The 15929-nt window shown below is 59.6% G+C and carries 16 protein-coding genes and 2 tRNA genes; 16 read left to right on the plus strand and 2 right to left on the minus strand.

Features of this window, described 5'->3' with window-relative positions; all coding sequences use genetic code 11:
• Positions 1 to 47: 47 nt before the first annotated feature.
• The 10 genes from ftsE (at position 48) to DW796_RS05180 (ending at position 11015) form a co-directional block, all read left to right on the plus strand.
• Positions 48 to 1268, plus strand: a complete 1221-nt coding sequence (gene ftsE, locus DW796_RS05135) for a cell division ATP-binding protein FtsE (RefSeq protein ID WP_117583023.1) — start codon at positions 48 to 50, stop codon at positions 1266 to 1268.
• Positions 1255 to 2175 (plus strand): permease-like cell division protein FtsX, encoded by a 921-nt coding sequence (ftsX, locus tag DW796_RS05140; RefSeq protein WP_089572231.1) that lies wholly within the window; start codon positions 1255 to 1257, stop codon positions 2173 to 2175. The genes ftsE and ftsX overlap by 14 nt, the downstream gene beginning before the upstream one ends.
• A gap of 135 nt (positions 2176 to 2310) precedes the next feature.
• Positions 2311 to 4446, plus strand: coding sequence for a ribonuclease R family protein (locus DW796_RS05145; protein WP_118094476.1), 2136 nt, complete (start codon positions 2311 to 2313; stop codon positions 4444 to 4446).
• A gap of 177 nt (positions 4447 to 4623) precedes the next feature.
• Positions 4624 to 5229, plus strand: a complete 606-nt coding sequence (locus DW796_RS05150; protein WP_117629497.1) for a recombinase family protein — start codon at positions 4624 to 4626, stop codon at positions 5227 to 5229.
• Between the two features lie 104 nt (positions 5230 to 5333).
• Positions 5334 to 5915 carry a VanZ family protein gene (locus tag DW796_RS05155; RefSeq protein ID WP_158567697.1) on the plus strand — a complete coding sequence of 194 codons (582 nt, stop codon included), beginning with the start codon at positions 5334 to 5336 and terminating at the stop codon, positions 5913 to 5915.
• 204 nt (positions 5916 to 6119) lie between these two features.
• Positions 6120 to 6971 carry a MurR/RpiR family transcriptional regulator gene (locus DW796_RS05160; RefSeq protein WP_118094478.1) on the plus strand — a complete coding sequence of 284 codons (852 nt, stop codon included), beginning with the start codon at positions 6120 to 6122 and terminating at the stop codon, positions 6969 to 6971.
• Between the two features lie 10 nt (positions 6972 to 6981).
• A complete protein-coding gene (gene murQ / locus DW796_RS05165) occupies positions 6982 to 7905 on the plus strand; it encodes an N-acetylmuramic acid 6-phosphate etherase (RefSeq protein ID WP_118094479.1) in 924 nt (307 codons plus the stop codon).
• Between the two features lie 57 nt (positions 7906 to 7962).
• The gene (locus DW796_RS05170; protein WP_118094480.1) at positions 7963 to 9393 is read left to right on the plus strand and encodes a PTS transporter subunit EIIC; all 1431 of its coding nucleotides are present in this window, start codon (positions 7963 to 7965) and stop codon (positions 9391 to 9393) included.
• Between the two features lie 117 nt (positions 9394 to 9510).
• Complete coding sequence (locus DW796_RS05175; RefSeq protein WP_118094481.1) at positions 9511 to 10563, plus strand: MupG family TIM beta-alpha barrel fold protein; 1053 nt, start codon at positions 9511 to 9513, stop codon at positions 10561 to 10563.
• A gap of 92 nt (positions 10564 to 10655) precedes the next feature.
• Complete coding sequence (locus DW796_RS05180) at positions 10656 to 11015, plus strand: arsenate reductase family protein (RefSeq protein WP_118094482.1); 360 nt, start codon at positions 10656 to 10658, stop codon at positions 11013 to 11015.
• A 134-nt stretch (positions 11016 to 11149) separates the two neighbouring features.
• On the opposite strand, the gene DW796_RS05185 is transcribed toward DW796_RS05180, so the two are convergent.
• Positions 11150 to 11560 (minus strand): hypothetical protein, encoded by a 411-nt coding sequence (locus tag DW796_RS05185; protein ID WP_117763185.1) that lies wholly within the window; start codon positions 11558 to 11560, stop codon positions 11150 to 11152.
• A 265-nt stretch (positions 11561 to 11825) separates the two neighbouring features.
• On the opposite strand from DW796_RS05185, the gene DW796_RS05190 reads away from it, so the two are divergent.
• The 6 genes from DW796_RS05190 (at position 11826) to DW796_RS05215 (ending at position 14358) form a co-directional block, all read left to right on the plus strand.
• Positions 11826 to 11899 (plus strand) — tRNA-Gln (locus tag DW796_RS05190).
• A gap of 17 nt (positions 11900 to 11916) precedes the next feature.
• Positions 11917 to 11993, plus strand: a tRNA-Glu gene (locus DW796_RS05195).
• Positions 11994 to 12090: 97 nt separating this feature from the next.
• Positions 12091 to 13008, plus strand: coding sequence for a hypothetical protein (locus DW796_RS05200; RefSeq protein ID WP_118094483.1), 918 nt, complete (start codon positions 12091 to 12093; stop codon positions 13006 to 13008).
• Entirely contained in the window at positions 12998 to 13468 is a 471-nt protein-coding gene (gene smpB, locus DW796_RS05205; RefSeq protein WP_006235325.1) for an SsrA-binding protein SmpB, read from the plus strand. The genes DW796_RS05200 and smpB overlap by 11 nt, the downstream gene beginning before the upstream one ends.
• A gap of 153 nt (positions 13469 to 13621) precedes the next feature.
• Positions 13622 to 14125, plus strand: coding sequence for a flavin reductase family protein (locus DW796_RS05210; protein ID WP_118094484.1), 504 nt, complete (start codon positions 13622 to 13624; stop codon positions 14123 to 14125).
• A gap of 89 nt (positions 14126 to 14214) precedes the next feature.
• Entirely contained in the window at positions 14215 to 14358 is a 144-nt protein-coding gene (locus DW796_RS05215) for a rubredoxin-like domain-containing protein (protein ID WP_117638060.1), read from the plus strand.
• Positions 14359 to 14666: 308 nt separating this feature from the next.
• On the opposite strand, the gene DW796_RS05220 is transcribed toward DW796_RS05215, so the two are convergent.
• Positions 14667 to 15923, minus strand: coding sequence for an Nramp family divalent metal transporter (locus DW796_RS05220; RefSeq protein ID WP_118094485.1), 1257 nt, complete (start codon positions 15921 to 15923; stop codon positions 14667 to 14669).
• Positions 15924 to 15929: the final 6 nt, after the last annotated feature.

Consider the following 15929-nt stretch of genomic DNA (forward strand, 5'->3'; position numbering starts at 1 on the left):
ATACAAAGCGCTCATGTAGTTTAAACGCACGACGATAAGGAGCACCAGTGGGTAACCACTTCCGTACCTCCGGTGCGGGCGATGATGCCCCCAAGACGCAGACAGGCGTCCAGGGCAGCCGTTTCGCCACTCCGGATTCAGAGGGCCAGCCTGTTGCTCAGGCCCCCGCTCAGCCGGCAGATCAGGCACAGCCGGCATCCGATCCCTTTGCCTACAATCCCACCAGCGATGTCGCGCTTTCCGGCACGGCGGGTTTTGAGCCCGTTCAGGCCGTGACCGCTCGCGTGGAGCAGCCTCAGGCTGGCGCCGCCACGCCGCAGCCTACCATGGCCGGCATTCCCGACCCCATGGCCCCTGCGACGCCGGTTCCTCAGCCTGCGCAGTCCGGTCTCTTTGCCGCTATTCCCGATCCCACGCAGCCTGCTGCCCCGGTGGTCGAGAGCGATCAGGCCGCCGAGGTCGCAAGCCTCGATAACGCGCTCAACAACCCCGATTTTACGTCGGTGTTTGCGCCCATCGATCCGCAGGCTAGCCGCAAGAAGATGGCCAAGCAGGCCGGTGTCGAGCCCGTCATCCTTATGGAGCACGTCACTAAGATCTACCCGGCGCAGCCCAACAAGCCCGCGCTCGACGACATTAACATCGAGATCTATCCGGGCGAGTTCGTCTTTTTGGTCGGTCACTCCGGCTCGGGCAAGACCACGCTGCTGTCGACGCTCAACCGCGACGTCAAGCCCACAAGCGGTCGTATTTTGGTCGCCGGCCAGGACCTCATGAAGATCAAGAACCGCAAGGTCCCATTCCTGCGTCGTCAGATTGGTGCCGTGTTCCAGGACTTTAAGCTCCTGCCGCAAAAGACCGCCTACGAAAACGTGGCGTTTGCCCTGCAGTGCATCGGCAAGCCCAAGGGCGTCATCCGCAGCCAGGTGCCCGAGGTGCTGCGTCTGGTCGGTCTGGCCGATCAGATGGACTCGCTGCCCGATCAGCTTTCCGGTGGCGAGCAACAGCGCGTGGCCGTTGCCCGCGCTATGGTCAACCGTCCGCCGCTGCTGATCTGCGACGAGCCCACGGGTAACCTCGACCCGGCGATCTCGCTGGGCATCATGAAGCTGCTCGAGCGTATTAACCGCACCGGCACTACCGTGATCGTCGCCACGCACGACCGCGAGATGGTCGATAGCATGCACCGTCGCGTGATCGCCCTCGAGGGCGGCCACGTTATCCGCGACCAGGAGAGGGGAGGTTACGGCAACTATGGCACCAACTAACGTGGGCTACTCCTTCAAAGAGGCAATCAGTCACTTCTTCCGTAACTGGACTACCTCGCTCGGCGCCGTCATCACGATCTTCCTTTCGCTGTTTATCATCGGCCTGTTCATCATGGGCTCCGCGATGCTGAACTCCGTGATCGGCACCGTCGAGGATCAGGTTGTCATCAACGCGTTCATTAGCGATGACGCCGATCAGGCCGATGTCCAGGCTTTTGAGGCCGAGCTTAAGACGTGGAATAACGTCAAGTCCGTGACCTATAAGGACAAGGACGACGCGCTGGCCGAGTATACGAGCAAGATGTCGGGCAACGCCGACGCTACCATGAGCGCGCTCGATGGCCAGAACCCGCTGCCGGCTTCGTTTGCAATTGAGATGGACGATCCGTCCAAGGTCGAGAGCACGGCCCAGAAGCTCAAGAAGAACGCCGACTTCCAGAAGATCGCGGATGACGGCGACGTCAACGCGAGCGTGCTGTACGGCCAGGAGGAAGTGAGCCGCCTGTTCCAGGTGACCAACTACATCCGCATCGCCGCCGTGGTGCTCGTTGGCCTTCTGACCTTTATCGCATTCATCTTCATCAACAACACGATTCGCCTGTCCATCACGGCGCGTCGTCGTGAGATTGCGATTATGCGTCTGGTCGGCGCCAGCAACGGCTTCATTCGCGGCCCGTTTATCACCGAGGGCGTACTGCAGGCTATTTTGGGCTCGCTGCTTTCCATCGGCGTTCTGGAGCTGCTGCGCAATCTGATGATTCCGCGTTTGCAGGAGAGCATCGGCTGGATGTCGTTTGCCCTGCCGATGCAGTACTACCTGGTGACCTATGCTGCGCTGATTCTGGTCGGTGTGATTATCGGTCTCTTTGGTTCTGCCATAGCCATGCGCCGCTACCTGCGCGTGTAGGCATGCCTGGAATTCATCCCTTCCAACGGGTCGTCTCTTATGGGGCGGCCCGTTTTTTGATCCCTAGGGGACGGCAGGAAAGCGAATCATTTGGGTAGACTCTTTGGAGTTCGTCATCGATAGCAAGGAGGCGCCATGGGGCGCAATAACAAGCATAAGCGTGGAGCTCGCAATAAGCGCGGGCCGGTGCGCAGCGAACGCCGTCCGAGCCTGACCGGGCGCGTGCAGCTCCATGAGCATGGCGCCTATGTCATAACCGAGAGCGGCGACTACAAGGTTATGGGCCGCGGTACGCGCGAGATCATGGATGGCGATACCGTTGCCGTGAGCATTAAGAACAGCCCGCACGGTGAGCGGCGCGCCGTGATCGAAGGCGTGGTTGAGCGCGCAGCCATAAGCGTGGTGGGTACGTACCAGACCGCTGGTCCGCTCGGTGTGATCGAGCCGCTCGATTCGCGCCTGAAGGCCGACTTCTTCATTCTGCCCGAGGATACCTCGGCGGATCGTCTGGGCGTCCACCCGGGTGATGCCGTTGTCGCGCGCATTTTGACCTACCCGACGCGCCTGGAATCGGGCACCGTGACGATCGAACGCCGCATTGGCGGAGATGACGCGCCCGATTTGGGCGTTCAATACGTGATGGCGCGTTACGGCTATACCGATAGCTATCCCGAGGCCGCGCTGGACGAGGCCGAGGGGCTTTCGCTCGATGTGTCCGCGGCGCTTAAGGACCCGCTCCGCCGCGATCTGCGCGACCGCTTTGTCATCACGATCGACCCGGTCGACGCGCGCGACTTTGACGATGCCATTTCGCTTGAGCGCACGTCCGAGGGTGGCTACAAGCTGGGTGTGCATATCGCTGACGTTTCTCACTATGTGGCTTGGGACGGGCATATCGATCTTGAGGCTCGCCATCGTACGACATCGGTGTATCTGGCCGATCGCGTGCTTCCCATGCTGCCCGAACGCCTGTCCAATGACCTGTGTTCGCTTCGCCCTGACGAGGACCGTCTTGCGTTTACCGTTGACATTGAACTCGATGCGCAGGGTCGCGTGCGGCATTACGATCCGTACCCCAGCGTGATTCGCTCGCGTGTGCGTATGGACTATGACGGCGCCGAGGCGCTGCTGGTGCGTGCCGGCGCGGTGGAGTATGGGGTGCTGGAGGGTGCGGCCGAGGATGTTGCGGCTGCTGAGGCCTCGCGCGAGGAGGCGCTTGAGCGCGGTCTTGCGTGCGAGAAGGCCGCCCGCGGCTGCAACGTCGACCTCGGCAATTACCTTGTCGCCGCCAACGAACTCGCCGAACTTCGCCGTCGTATTCGTCGCGTCCGCGGCTCAGTCGATTTTGACACGGCCGAGATTCGCGCTCTATTGGATGAGGACGGAGTACCCGTGCAGATTGTGGCGCGCGAGCGTTCGTGTGCCACGTCGCTTATCGAGGAAGCCATGCTGCTCGCCAACGAGTGCGTTGCAGAGTGGCTGGCAGACCGTGATATCGAGGCCTGCTATCGCGTGCATGAGGATCCGAGCCCCGATAGCCTGCACGGTGCCGCCGTTGCGCTGGCGCAGCTGGGCATCATCGACGATCGCCGTGCTGCCGGTATTGCCCTGGGGAGTCCCGATGAGCTGCAGGCTGCAGTTGATGCTGCCGCCGGTACGGCCAACGCACCGCTCGTCAACACGCTGCTTCTGCGCAGCATGCAGCGCGCGCTGTACAAGCCGCGCAACGAGGGCCACTTTGCGCTCGCCGCGCCGTGCTACTGCCACTTTACGAGTCCCATCCGTCGCTACCCCGATCTGGTGGTGCACCGCGTGCTCAAACTGCAGTTGGCCTATGAGCAGCTCGGCGGCAAGGACGCCTTGGTCCGTACGCCGCGGCTGATCGGCAAGGGGCGCGAGTCGCTGCCGCGCATTCTGCCGCAGATTTGCCGTGCGTGCAGCGATGCGGAGCGTGCGGCCGATGCCGCCGGCCATGCGACGCAAAAGATCAAGATTGCCCAGTACTATGAGGATCGCCTGGGCGAGCGCTATGCCGGAACGGTCTCATGGGTCAGCAGCATGGGCCTCTTTGTGCGCTTGGACCTGACGCAGGTCGAAGGCTTGGTTTCGATCAAGAGCCTGGGCAACGAGTGGTTCGAGTTCGACGAGGATGCGCTCACGCTCACAGGTGCCGACACGGGGACTCGCTATGAACTGGGTCAGCGCGTGATTATCGAGGTCTCGCGCGTCAATACCACGCGTGGGCACTTGGACTTTAAGCTTATCCATTAGCCAAATCTCGACTCATGGCGGGAGAGCGGAGGGCGGTCTTTCGGGGCCGCCCTCCGCATTTGGATCATGGCTACCTTGCCGTCTGCTCGGCCGCCCGCTTACCTGCTATTCGAGAGGTAAAACCTACCAAAATAAACCTGTCCCTTTTTGGCAGGTTTACAAGAAAGCGGGGATGAGATGGCGACGGTGTATGGTTATGCGCGGGTGAGTTCGCGCGATCAGAATCTAAATCGGCAGCTGGATGCGCTGGGCGCCTATGGCGTGGGCTCGGCGAATATTTATGCCGACCATGCGAGCGGCAAGGACTTCGATCGCCCGCGGTATCGCGAGCTGCTGCACATCCTGGGAGACGGGGACGTGCTGGTGGTGCTTTCTATCGACCGACTTGGCCGTAATTACTCCGAGATTCTTGAGGAATGGCGACGCATTACCAAGGAGCTCGGGGTTGCCATTGTGGTGTTGGACATGCCATTGCTTGACACGCGCGCCAGGGCCAGCGGCGCGCCGGATGTGACCAATACCCTGATTGCCGATATTGTGCTACAACTGCTGAGCTACGTGGCGCAGGTGGAGCGCGAGAATATTCATCGGCGCCAAGCGGAGGGGATTGCGGCGGCGCGGGCGCGAGGGGTCCGTTTCGGTCGACCTCGCAAGCCGTGCCCTCCTCAGTTTGAGCTGGTACGCGATAGCTATGAGGCAGGCGATATTACCCGCAGCCAGGCAGCAAAGTGCCTGGGCGTGTGCGTGGGGACGTTCGATCGCTGGATGCGCGAGGCGGGGTAGGGGTTTGCGCCGCTTTGGCGCTTCCTGTTGCGATTCAAATTTTGATACGGTGGCGATGTCATTTGGGGCTACACTCGCTGATATTCAAAAAAGGAGGTAGGCCCTTGGCGCGCGTAAAACAAATAATCGGATGGACCGCGATCGTTCTGTTCGCTGCAACGCTGGCGGGCATCTGGGTGCTGACGGAGCAAAATGCGGTGGAGACGTCGTTGCTGAGCGAGTCCACCGCGCGTGTGGTGGAGGGTCAAGCTACGGGCGTACAGGCTGCCGATGCCACGGGTGAAGCTCAGACGGAGAGCGGAATGACCGGGGGCACCGATTCGGCTGCCTCGAATGTACGGTCTGGCCGACTTGCTTCCATTCGCATGTGGGTGGGCGCGAACGTCCGTCGCGTTGCCCATACCGTAGAGTTTTTCTTCGTCGGATTGTTCGCCTCGGTGGTCGTGGTTTGCTTTTCCGGGCGTCCGTGGAGCGTGTGCTCCCGTTGCGTGCCCGTGTTGCTCTTTTGCGCCGTCTGCTCCGTTGGCGATCAGGTACATAAGATCTTTGTTCCCGGCAGGCATTTCGACGTTATCGATTTAGGATTCGATGCTGCGGGCTATGTCACCGCGATGCTGCTGGTATTGCTGGCAGCGGCGTTGGTGCACTATGCGACTCGGCCGATTGGCGCCCATGCGAGGCGCTAACCGGTAACAAACCCGTTTCTGATAATGCGACCTTGTTGAATTATTTTGTGTCGCGCGTATTTCCGAGCGGTCGGATTTGAGGGGCGAGCGGTAGAACGCTCGCCCTTTGTGCGCCACGATGCGGCACAATGTACCGTAAAAGCTGTTTGTATCCGGTACGAATCGTTCGTTGGTCTTTAATTCTTCTCAACGGAGGTGTTTGAGATGGCAAACGGATTGCTTTTAAGGCTTCGCGAGCGCGAGCTCAGCGCGAGTCCGGCGGAACGCAATGTCATCGCATACGTGAGCGCTCATCCGCACGAGGTGGTCGGGCTGTCCGTCCGCAGTCTTGCCGACGCCACGTTCTCCTCGCCCTCGAGCATTTTGCGTTTTTGCAAGCGCTTGGGTTTTGCGGGCTACAAGGAGTTCCAGCGCGAACTGATTGCCGAACTGGCACTCTTGGGTGACAAGAAAGACGTTGCCCTCGAGGACATCTCCATGGATGACAGCGTCGAACGTATCGTGGGGAAGGTGATGAAAAGCAACGTGCGCACGATCGAGGCGACGGCGCGAACGCTCGATTACACCGTCTTGGAGCGATGCGCGGCCCATCTTAAACGGGCACGCGCGGTCAATCTGTTCGGTATCGGTGCCTCTCGTTTGGTTGCGCACGATCTGGCGCAAAAACTCATGCGTGTCGACAAAGAGTGCCATCTGTACGACGACTGGCATGATCAGCTCCTGTGTGCAAAGAACATGCATGAGGGCGATATGGCAATTGCCTTTAGCTACTCGGGCTTAACGCAAGAAGTGCTGGACTGCACCGTCGAGGCTCAACGTCACAACTGTCCCGTTGTGGCCGTGACCAAAGTAGATGGGTCGTCCAAGCTTGCCGCTATGGCCGATGCCGTGCTCGGCGTCGCTGCGAGTGAGCCCTTGGTCCGCAGCGGTGCCATGGCTTCGCGTATGGCCCAGCTTATGGTTGTCGATGCCCTGTACGCTGCTTACGTTGCCAGCGACTACGAGCGGGCGACGCATGTCATTAAGCAAAACTACATCGAGAAACAGGAAAGATGAGGTGAATGAAATGCTCGATTTAACAAAATTCACGACCGAACAGCGTAATCAAAGGTCAATGGACCTCGATACGATGACATCGCTGCAAATCGTCACGACGATGAATGATGAGGATCTTCGTGCCGTCCAGTCGGTTACGAAAGTGTTGCCCCAGGTTGCCACAGCAATCGACTGGGCTGCCGAGACACTCGAGCGCGGCGGGCGCGTCTTTTACATGGGTGCAGGCACCAGCGGTCGTCTGGGCGTGCTCGACGCTTCGGAGTGCCCGCCCACGTTTGGTGTGTCACCCGATTTGATTGTCGGGCTCATTGCCGGAGGCGAGACGGCGTTTATCAAGGCTGTCGAAGGTGCCGAAGACAGCGAGGAGCTTGGCGCGAGCGACCTGCGGGAGCGTGGACTCTCGGACAAGGATCTTGTCGTTGGCCTGGCGGCAAGCGGTCGTACTCCCTATGTGGTGGGCGGTCTTGTGTACGCCAAAGCAACTGGGTGCAAGACCATCGCAATTGCCTGTAACCAAGGGTCGAAGATCGGGGAGAGCGCAGATCTTGCCATTGAGCCCGTGCCCGGTCCCGAGGTACTGACCGGCTCAACGAGGCTCAAAGCGGGAACGGTCCAAAAGCTCATTCTCAATATGATTTCGACCGGTGCCATGGTCAAGATTGGCAAGGTGTACCAAAACCTGATGGTCGATGTGCAGCAGACGAACGAGAAGTTGGTGGTGCGCGGCCAGAACATCGTGATGGAGGCGACCGGCTGTACGCGCGAGCACGCTATTCAGGCGCTTGCAGATGCCGGCGGCCACGTAAAAACCGCTATTGTCTCGGTGCTGCTGGACTGCGATGCCGAGCAGGCTGCGGTAGCTCTTGAGCGGGCGCGAGGCCATGTCCGTACTGCGGTGAGCGGCCATGAGAAGAGCGATGCCGATGCCCAATAGGTGCACGGCGTGAGCTGATATGACATCCAGACGAGATACCCAATACAAGGAGGAGTTATGACGAACAAAGAGCTGGCTCAAAAGCTGCTGGACCTTTTGGGCGGTAAAGACAACGTGCTCGCAAACGCGGCGTGCATGACGCGCCTGCGCGTGACCGTCAAAGACACGGGCAACGTCGACACGGAGGGTATTAAGGCACTCGACGGCGTGATGGGCCTTGTTGAGGACGACACGATGCAGATCGTGCTGGGTCCGGGCAAGGTGAATAAGGTGCTCGAGGAATTCTCCAAGCTCACCGGCCTTGCGAAAGGCGTTGCTGACGAGAGCGTAGTTGACGCTGCGGCCACAAACAAGGCCGCGCAGAAGGCCAAGTACGAGTCCAAACCGGTTCAGGCCTTCCTTAAGAAGATTTCCAATGTCTTCGTCGCCCTGCTTCCCGGCATCATTGCGGCTGGCCTCATCAACGGTATCTGCAACGTCATCAATGTCTCGACGGCAGGTGCGCTTGCGGGCGAGTGGTGGTATCAGGGCATTCGTTCCATGGGTTGGGCCCTCTTCGCCTATCTGCCCATTTTGGTGGGCTATAACGCGGCACGCGAGTTTGGTGGCTCCGCTGCACTGGGCGGTATCGCCGGCATGATGTGCATCGCCAACAGTGCCATGCCCCTGCTTGCGCCTGGCGCTGCTGATCCTGCCACTGCCATTCTGCTGCCGCTCACCAATGCGCAGTACAATCCTGCCGCGGGCGGCATGATTGCGGCTCTCATCGCTGGTGCGTTTTTCGCCTGGATGGAGCGTCAGATTCGCAAGGTCATGCCCAACGCGCTCGATACGTTCCTGTCCCCGCTGCTGGTGCTCATCATCGGCGCCTTTGCTCTGATGCTTGTCATCCAGCCGGTTGGCGCATGGCTGACGGCCGCAATCTTTAGCGTCCTCACCTTTATCTTCGAGAAGCTGGGCGTCCTGGGCGGCTATATCCTGTCGGCAGGCTTCTTGCCGCTGGTGTCCGTCGGCCTGCATCAGGCGCTCACGCCGATCCACGCTATGCTCAACGATCCCGACGGCGCTACCAAGGGCATCAATTACCTGCTGCCCATCCTTATGATGGCTGGCGGCGGCCAGGTCGGTGCCGGTTTGGCGCTGTACTTTAAGACCAAGAACGCCAAGCTCAAGAAGTATGTCGCCGAGTCCATCCCCGTTGGCATCCTGGGCGTGGGCGAGCCTCTGATGTATGCCGTTACGCTGCCGCTCGTTCGTCCGTTTGTGACGGCCTGCCTGGGTGCCGGATTTGGCGGCGCGCTCGCGGCGCTGCTCCACATCGGCACGGTTTCTCAGGGCGTTTCCGGTCTGTTTGGCCTGCTGATCGTCGTTCCTGGTCAGCAGCTCGGCTACGTTGCCGCTATGCTGCTTGCCTATGTCGCCGGCTTTGTCCTGACGTGGTTCTTTGGCGTGGACGAGCAGAAGATCAACGAGTTTTTCGGCGAGTAGCCTGATGCTGCGCGCTATGTCATTCGAACGTCTTGACGTGACGCAGATCTCTTGATGCTATGGTTGTGCCGGCGGGGCTAACTGCTCCGCCGGCCTTTTTTAAAGGAGCGTTGAAGCGTGAAAACGGGTATTTCGATTTATCTTTCCAGCCCTCTGCAGGATATTGAGCGGACGATTGAGCGTGGTACCGCGGCGGGTGCGCGCTATGCGTTTACCTCACTGCATATTCCCGAGGACGGGGGAGCGGCGTATGCTGATAAGGTCCGCCAGGTGCTGTCGCTGCTTTCCGCCCGCGGCATTGCGCTCATTGCCGACGTGGGGCCGCGCACATGCGATTTGCTCGGGCTTGAGCGCATCGAGGATCTGCGTGACCTGGGGCTGGAATACCTTCGTTTGGACTATGGCTTTAGTGCCCAGCGGGTTGCGGAACTGTCCGGTGTATTTCGCATTGTGGTCAATGCATCGACGGTGAGTTCTGATGAAATCGCATCGTGGCGAGAAGCCGGTGCCGATGTGACTCGTTTTGCCGCCTGCCACAATTTTTATCCCAAGCCTTATACCGGTTTAGCTCTGGAGGACATTGCTCGGACGAATCTTCGTCTTGCGGCGCTCGGCTTCGAAATCATGGCTTTTGTGCCGGGTGATGCCAACGTTCGCGGGCCGGTATTCGAAGGACTGCCGACGGTTGAGGCACAGCGCGGTCGCGCGTCAAAGGTTGCCCTCAACATGCTTGAGCTCGCACATGGCGCCGATTGCGACATTGTGTTGGTCGGCGACCCCGATCTTTCCGATGCGGGTTGGGCACAGTTTGCTCAAGTTTCCGCCGGATACGTAGACCTGCAATGCGAGCTTGACTCCGGCTATGCCTATGTACGTGGTCAGATTCATCACGACCGGCCCGATTCGAGTACCCTCATCTTTAGGTCTCAGGAGTCGCGCGCGACGCTTAAGCCAGATTCCGTGCCGGCGGATACCGGTGCCGGCCTGCCGCGAAAGGCGGGGTCGATCGCTGTGAGCAATAGCGGCTATGGGCGCTACGAAGGCGAGCTTGAGATTGCGCGGGTCGATCTTTCCGGTGACGAGCGCATGAACGTTGCGGGCCATATCACGCCCGAGGCAATGGAGCTGCTGCCGTTCATCAAACGCGGATTCGGGGTACGCTTCGTTTAGCGTGTGACCCGTGGGCTACAATTGCCATATCATGCGAAGGCGCCTCGTATGGTGTGTACCTGTGTTGGCCGATCTATATTCGGAGGATCCCCATGACCGTACTGTTTGTTGAATATCCCAAATGCTCGACGTGTAAAAAGGCCAAGGCATGGCTGGACGAACATAGGGTTGAGTATATCGACCGCGATATCGTTACGGACAATCCCGCGGCCGATGAGCTTGCGACCTGGATTGCTCGTTCGGGGCTGCCGGTGCGACGCTTCTTTAACTCGTCGGGCATGAAATATCGAGAGCTGGGCCTGAAGGCGCGTCTAGATGCGGGCATGACGGATCGGGAGTGCTACGAGCTGCTGGCGACCGACGGCATGCTGGTCAAGCGTCCGCTGTTGGTGGGCGACGACTTTGCGATTCCCGGCTTTAGGGAAGCAGCTTGGACCGAGGCGCTGCTGTAGCGGCTGCGGAAAGCGCGACCCGTTTTGAGCTTCGATTACGGGATACGGTTTCCGGTTGAGGGCTCGATAGGAAAGTGGGGACCAGTTTGAGCTTGAAATCTGGGACGCACTTTCCGCCGGCAGGCTTGCCCCAGTCAGTCCTCCAACTGCGCCCATTCGTGCGGATCGTAGACCTTTACGTGCTTGTTGGGCTTGCCGCTCCAGTACTCCTCGTCCATAAAGGGCAGATATGCCTGAACGCCGGGGCAGATAAAGGGAATCCGCTGCTGTTGCAGTCGCTCGCGCTGTCGCTGCTCCAGGTGCGCCTCGGATATGACAGTCGGCATACCGGACAGCTCGACGAGGCTTGCCTGGATTCGCTTAAGGTCGGGGAGTCCCGCGTGCCATGACATCCGCATGATCAAAAAGGATGCACGGCGGTAGTTTGCCTGCATCACCGTGATGGCGGGGCGCAGAGTGGGATGGATTTTGTCCCGTTCGGGCCAAAGGTCAGCAGTGATCTCGAGGCCCAGGGTCTCCCATAGGTAATCAAGCTCTTCGTCCATGGCGCCTCGATATCCGTGCAATGATGACGGTTCGATTGTGCCATCAGCCGTGAGTGCTGCATTGTTGTAATCTACCAGCGGTAGATGCGGGATGTTTTACGGGCTTTGGCGCCGTACGTGTCGCTGGCGCTTCACAGGTCCTTCACGTGTCGGCCGTATTTGACTGAATTTCAAAAAAGTCAAAATTGGGGCTTGCGTCACGGCCGGACTTCCCGTATATTTCTTTCTTGCGCAAAGGCACAGCCGAGCGCAGCGATGCAGTCATTGGGATGTCGTCTAATGGCAGGACAGCGGATTCTGGTTCCGTCAATGGGGGTTCGACTCCCTCCATCCCAGCCATTGCATTTGCTACATATGGCCCGTTCGTCTAGCGGTTTAGGACGCCGCCCTCTCAAGGCGGAGATCACCAGTTCGAATCTGGTACGGGCTACCAAAATTGAACGCCCGGGCCTCGTAAGAGACCCGGGTTTTGTGTATTGACCGATATTTAAGGCGCGCGTTGAGTCTGCCGCCCGGACCGAGGAGTTGTCATGGACCTGCCTATCAGCTTGGAAGACATCACGTATGCCGAGAACTATCTGGCGCAGGGCGACCTGGCTACGGCGACGCCGCTGCTTGAGCGTCTGGTGGAGCTCGCCGAGGAGTATATCGACGCTGAGTGCAAGACGGAGGAGAAGCGCCAGTACTTTAGCTTCGACAGCAAGTTTGAGCGCCTGGCCTATCGCCGCGTGGAGAAGGATCCGCGCGAGCTGGTGCAGGTCGAGGTTCCCTTTGACCGCCTGTACTCCGACATGGCGTTTGCCTACATTCGCCAGCAGGATTATGTGAGTGCTCGGAATGCCCTGATGCAGGCCGTGCGTTGGGATCCCATGAACTGCAACTATCGCTTGGACTTGGCCGAGCTGTTCCGCGCGCTCGAGGACAAGCAGGAGTGGGCATCGCTCTCGTTCTCGGTGCTGGGGCGTGCAAGCGATGGCAAGTGCGCCGCCCGCGCTTACGCCAATCTAGGTCAGTACTTCTTGGAGCCCGAGACCGAGAACGTTTCGGCTGCCGTGGGCTGCGCGCGTCTGGCGCTGCGCCTGGCGCCCAATGATGCGCATACGACGCGCCTGCTCAACAAGATCCATACCACCTATCCGGATGCCGCGGACGAGAGTGACGACCATGTGATGGGTGAGCTCGCCCTGCAGGGCGTGCCGACCTCGCCTTCGGCCGAGATCGCCATCTGCCTGATCATGTGCGCGACCGACGCTGCGAGCGACGGCGACAAGCAGGAGGCTACGCGCCTGACGGTCCGTGCCCGCGACCTGGTGGGCGAAGAGGCGTGCGCGGCGATTATCAAGCTGGTGCGCGAGAGTGATGCCGAGCTTAACGCCGAGCGCAAGGCAAAGCGCGAGGCTGCGGGCTCAAACGCCGATGGCGCCAAGGAGGCCGGCGATGCCCAGTAAGCGCGAGCGCAAGCTCATTTCCAAGAATCGCTCGGCACATCACGAGTACTTTATCGATGAGACGTTTGAGTGCGGTATTGAGCTGAGCGGTACCGAGGTCAAGTCGATTCGCGAGCGCGCGTGCCAGATTACCGATACCTTTGCACTGATTCGTGGCGGGGAGTGCTGGCTCGTCGGCCTACATATCCACCCTTATAGCCATGGTGGCGTGTGGAATCGCGATCCCGACCGTCGGCGCCGTCTGCTGCTGCACCGCAAGGAGATCGACTTTCTTGACGGCAAACTTCGCAACCGTGGTTATGCGCTGGTTCCGTTGGAGCTCTACTTTAATACCGACGGTCGCGTAAAACTGCTGCTGGGCCTGGGTCGCGGCAAGAAGCTCTACGACAAGCGCGAGGACATGGCCAAGCGCGATGTCCAGCGCGAGATCGACCGCGCCCTTAAAGAACGCAACCGCTAGGAGCGAGTTCACGGGAAGGTGCCCTACCGCGCCCGCCCCGTCTTCCTTGCTGTTTTGCCATATATTTCCAAAAGACGGCGTCCGTTATGGGCGCCGCTTTTTATGGGTACATACAGCCTTAAGGTTCAATCCCGGGTTAGGGGAGTACTTGTTATGGACAAAACTGCGTTCTTTACCATGCCGAGTGGGCTCTATGTGGTGAGTGCCGCGGCCGACGGGCTGCGTGCCGGCTGCGTTATCAACACGGCGGTGCAGGTGACGGCAGCACCACCTCGCATCTCGGTTGCCGTAAACAAGGAAAATGTGACCGCTGGCGTGATCGAGACTGCCAAGGCCTTTGCGCTGACCGTGATCGACCAGACGGCGGATATGCTCTACATTGGCAACTTTGGATTTCGCACCAGCAGCAACTATGACAAGTTTGCCAAATACGAGACCCGCGAGACGGCTCTGGGCATGCCCTATGTGCCCGAGCATGCGGCGGCCCTGTTTAACTGCCGTTTGATCGACACTGTGGATGTGGGCACGCATCTACTGTTTATCGGCGAGGTCGAGGATGCCGAGCGCTTGAGCAACGAGGCGCCACTCACCTACGATTACTACCATAAGGTCCTGAAGGGCAAGACGCCTCCGAAGGCGTCCTCGTATCAAGGCTAGAAATGTTTTAAAAATACTTGCATTATATTATTGAGAATCTATACTGATAAATGAAGTACATCACCAGTCACGTTCGAGAGGAGAACATCATGGCTGAGGAGAAGAAGACGTATAAGTTCGTGTGCATCGTTTGCGGTTACGAGGTTGAGGTCGATACGCCCGAGCTGCCCGAGGATTATGTGTGCCCGGTGTGCGGCGTCGGTCCCGATCAGTTTGAGCTCGTCGAGGAGTAGCTCGCAGGCACACGACTTGCAGCAACACATAGCTCTGTCCAAGGGCCCCGGTCGAATTCACGGCCGGGGCCCTTTTCTTCCGTCCCTAAGGGATCACGGCTGCTGTTAGCCGATCCTGCCTGTCGTGAGTCCGGCCGACCGTTTGTCTCAATCTGTAACATCTAGCAGTGAAAACGGGGTCTACGTGTTACAGATTGAGACAAACGGAGCTGTCCCTCGGAATAATCTCGATCTGTAACATCTAGACATCAAAAGCGGGTTTAGATGTTACAGATCGAGACGTTTGACTGGGTGGACATGCGGCCTCGTTACATCCCGGTCAACAGCACGGCGTCGAGCGCCGTTACGACGACACCGATCCCTACAAGCAGCGCGTTGAGCGGGCGCGAATTGGCGTATTTGCCCATGACGCGGCGTGAACTGGTGAGTCGTATGAGCACAAAGACCGTAATCGGCAGCTGAAGCGACAGCAGTGCCTGGCTCCAGATGAGACCTTCAAAGGGATTTGGAACGACCAGGCACGCCGCCACTGCTCCGGCGAAACAGGCCGCCACCCCGACCGAGGAATGTCGGTCGTGGATGTCGTATTCCTCGTCGAACATGCCCGCAGTGATGGTTCCCGCCGCCATGCCCGCTGTCACGCTGCTCGATAATCCCGCGAACAGCAGCGCTACCGCAAAGATGGTCGAGCTCGTCGGGCCCAAGATGGGGGAGAGCGTGGCCGCTGCGACGGCGAGGTCGTCTACGACAATGCCGTGCATAAAGAAGGTCGTTGCGGCCAGGATGACCATGGCCGAGTTGATTGCCCAGCCCACGCCCATCGAAAAGAGCGTGTCGAAGAGCTCGTAGCGCAGACGCTCTTCGATAACCTGCTCGCCTTGGCCTTCGAAGTGCATGGATTGGATGACCTCGGAGTGCAGAAAAAGGTTGTGGGGCATAACGACCGCACCCAGGACACTCACGATAATCGCGGCAGAGCCAGTGGGCATACTGGGCGTGATCCAGCTTGCGGCGGCTTGCGGCCAGTCGACCTTGACCAGTGCAAGCTCGGCCAAAAACGAGAGTCCTACCACGCCTACGAAGGCGATGATCCAGCGTTCGGCACGCTTGTAGGAGTTGGTCATGAGCATCGCCATCGATACTGCCGCCACGATGACGCAGCCCGCGCGCACGGGCAGCCCAAAGAGCATTTGAAGGGCAATCGCGCCGCCCAGGACTTCGGCCATGGTGGTGGCGATGGTCGCGAGATAGGCGCTGCCGAGCACCGCGCGTCCCACGATGCGGGGGAGAAAGCGGGTCGTGGCCTCGGCAAGACAGGCGCCCGTGGCGATACCCAGGTGTGCCGCGTTGTGCTGCAGCGCAATGAGCATAATCGTGGACAGCGTGACGATCCACAGCAGCGCGTAGCCAAACTGCGAGCCCGCGGCCATATTGGAGGCCCAGTTGCCCGGATCGATAAAGCCGACGGTCACGAGCAGCCCGGGGCCGATATGCCGCGCAATGTCTAGGCCTCCGTGACCACCGGTGCGTCGGGAGCCAAAGTGTTGTTTGAGATGGTTGAGCATGGTGCG

Origin of the sequence: Collinsella sp. AM31-2AC (assembly GCF_003469285.1) — a bacterium.
Lineage (GTDB): Bacteria > Actinomycetota > Coriobacteriia > Coriobacteriales > Coriobacteriaceae > Collinsella > Collinsella aerofaciens_AT.

Coding starts and splice junctions, on each gene's coding strand:
- ftsX (WP_089572231.1), top strand. CDS start 1,255: ATGGCACCAACTAACGTGGGCTACTCCTTCAAAGAGGCAATCAGTCAC.
- DW796_RS05145 (WP_118094476.1), top strand. CDS start 2,311: ATGGGGCGCAATAACAAGCATAAGCGTGGAGCTCGCAATAAGCGCGGG.
- DW796_RS05150 (WP_117629497.1), top strand. CDS start 4,624: ATGGCGACGGTGTATGGTTATGCGCGGGTGAGTTCGCGCGATCAGAAT.
- DW796_RS05160 (WP_118094478.1), top strand. CDS start 6,120: ATGGCAAACGGATTGCTTTTAAGGCTTCGCGAGCGCGAGCTCAGCGCG.
- murQ (WP_118094479.1), top strand. CDS start 6,982: ATGCTCGATTTAACAAAATTCACGACCGAACAGCGTAATCAAAGGTCA.
- DW796_RS05170 (WP_118094480.1), top strand. CDS start 7,963: ATGACGAACAAAGAGCTGGCTCAAAAGCTGCTGGACCTTTTGGGCGGT.
- DW796_RS05180 (WP_118094482.1), top strand. CDS start 10,656: ATGACCGTACTGTTTGTTGAATATCCCAAATGCTCGACGTGTAAAAAG.
- DW796_RS05185 (WP_117763185.1), bottom strand. CDS start 11,560: ATGGACGAAGAGCTTGATTACCTATGGGAGACCCTGGGCCTCGAGATC.
- DW796_RS05200 (WP_118094483.1), top strand. CDS start 12,091: ATGGACCTGCCTATCAGCTTGGAAGACATCACGTATGCCGAGAACTAT.
- smpB (WP_006235325.1), top strand. CDS start 12,998: ATGCCCAGTAAGCGCGAGCGCAAGCTCATTTCCAAGAATCGCTCGGCA.
- DW796_RS05210 (WP_118094484.1), top strand. CDS start 13,622: ATGGACAAAACTGCGTTCTTTACCATGCCGAGTGGGCTCTATGTGGTG.
- DW796_RS05215 (WP_117638060.1), top strand. CDS start 14,215: ATGGCTGAGGAGAAGAAGACGTATAAGTTCGTGTGCATCGTTTGCGGT.
- DW796_RS05220 (WP_118094485.1), bottom strand. CDS start 15,923: ATGCTCAACCATCTCAAACAACACTTTGGCTCCCGACGCACCGGTGGT.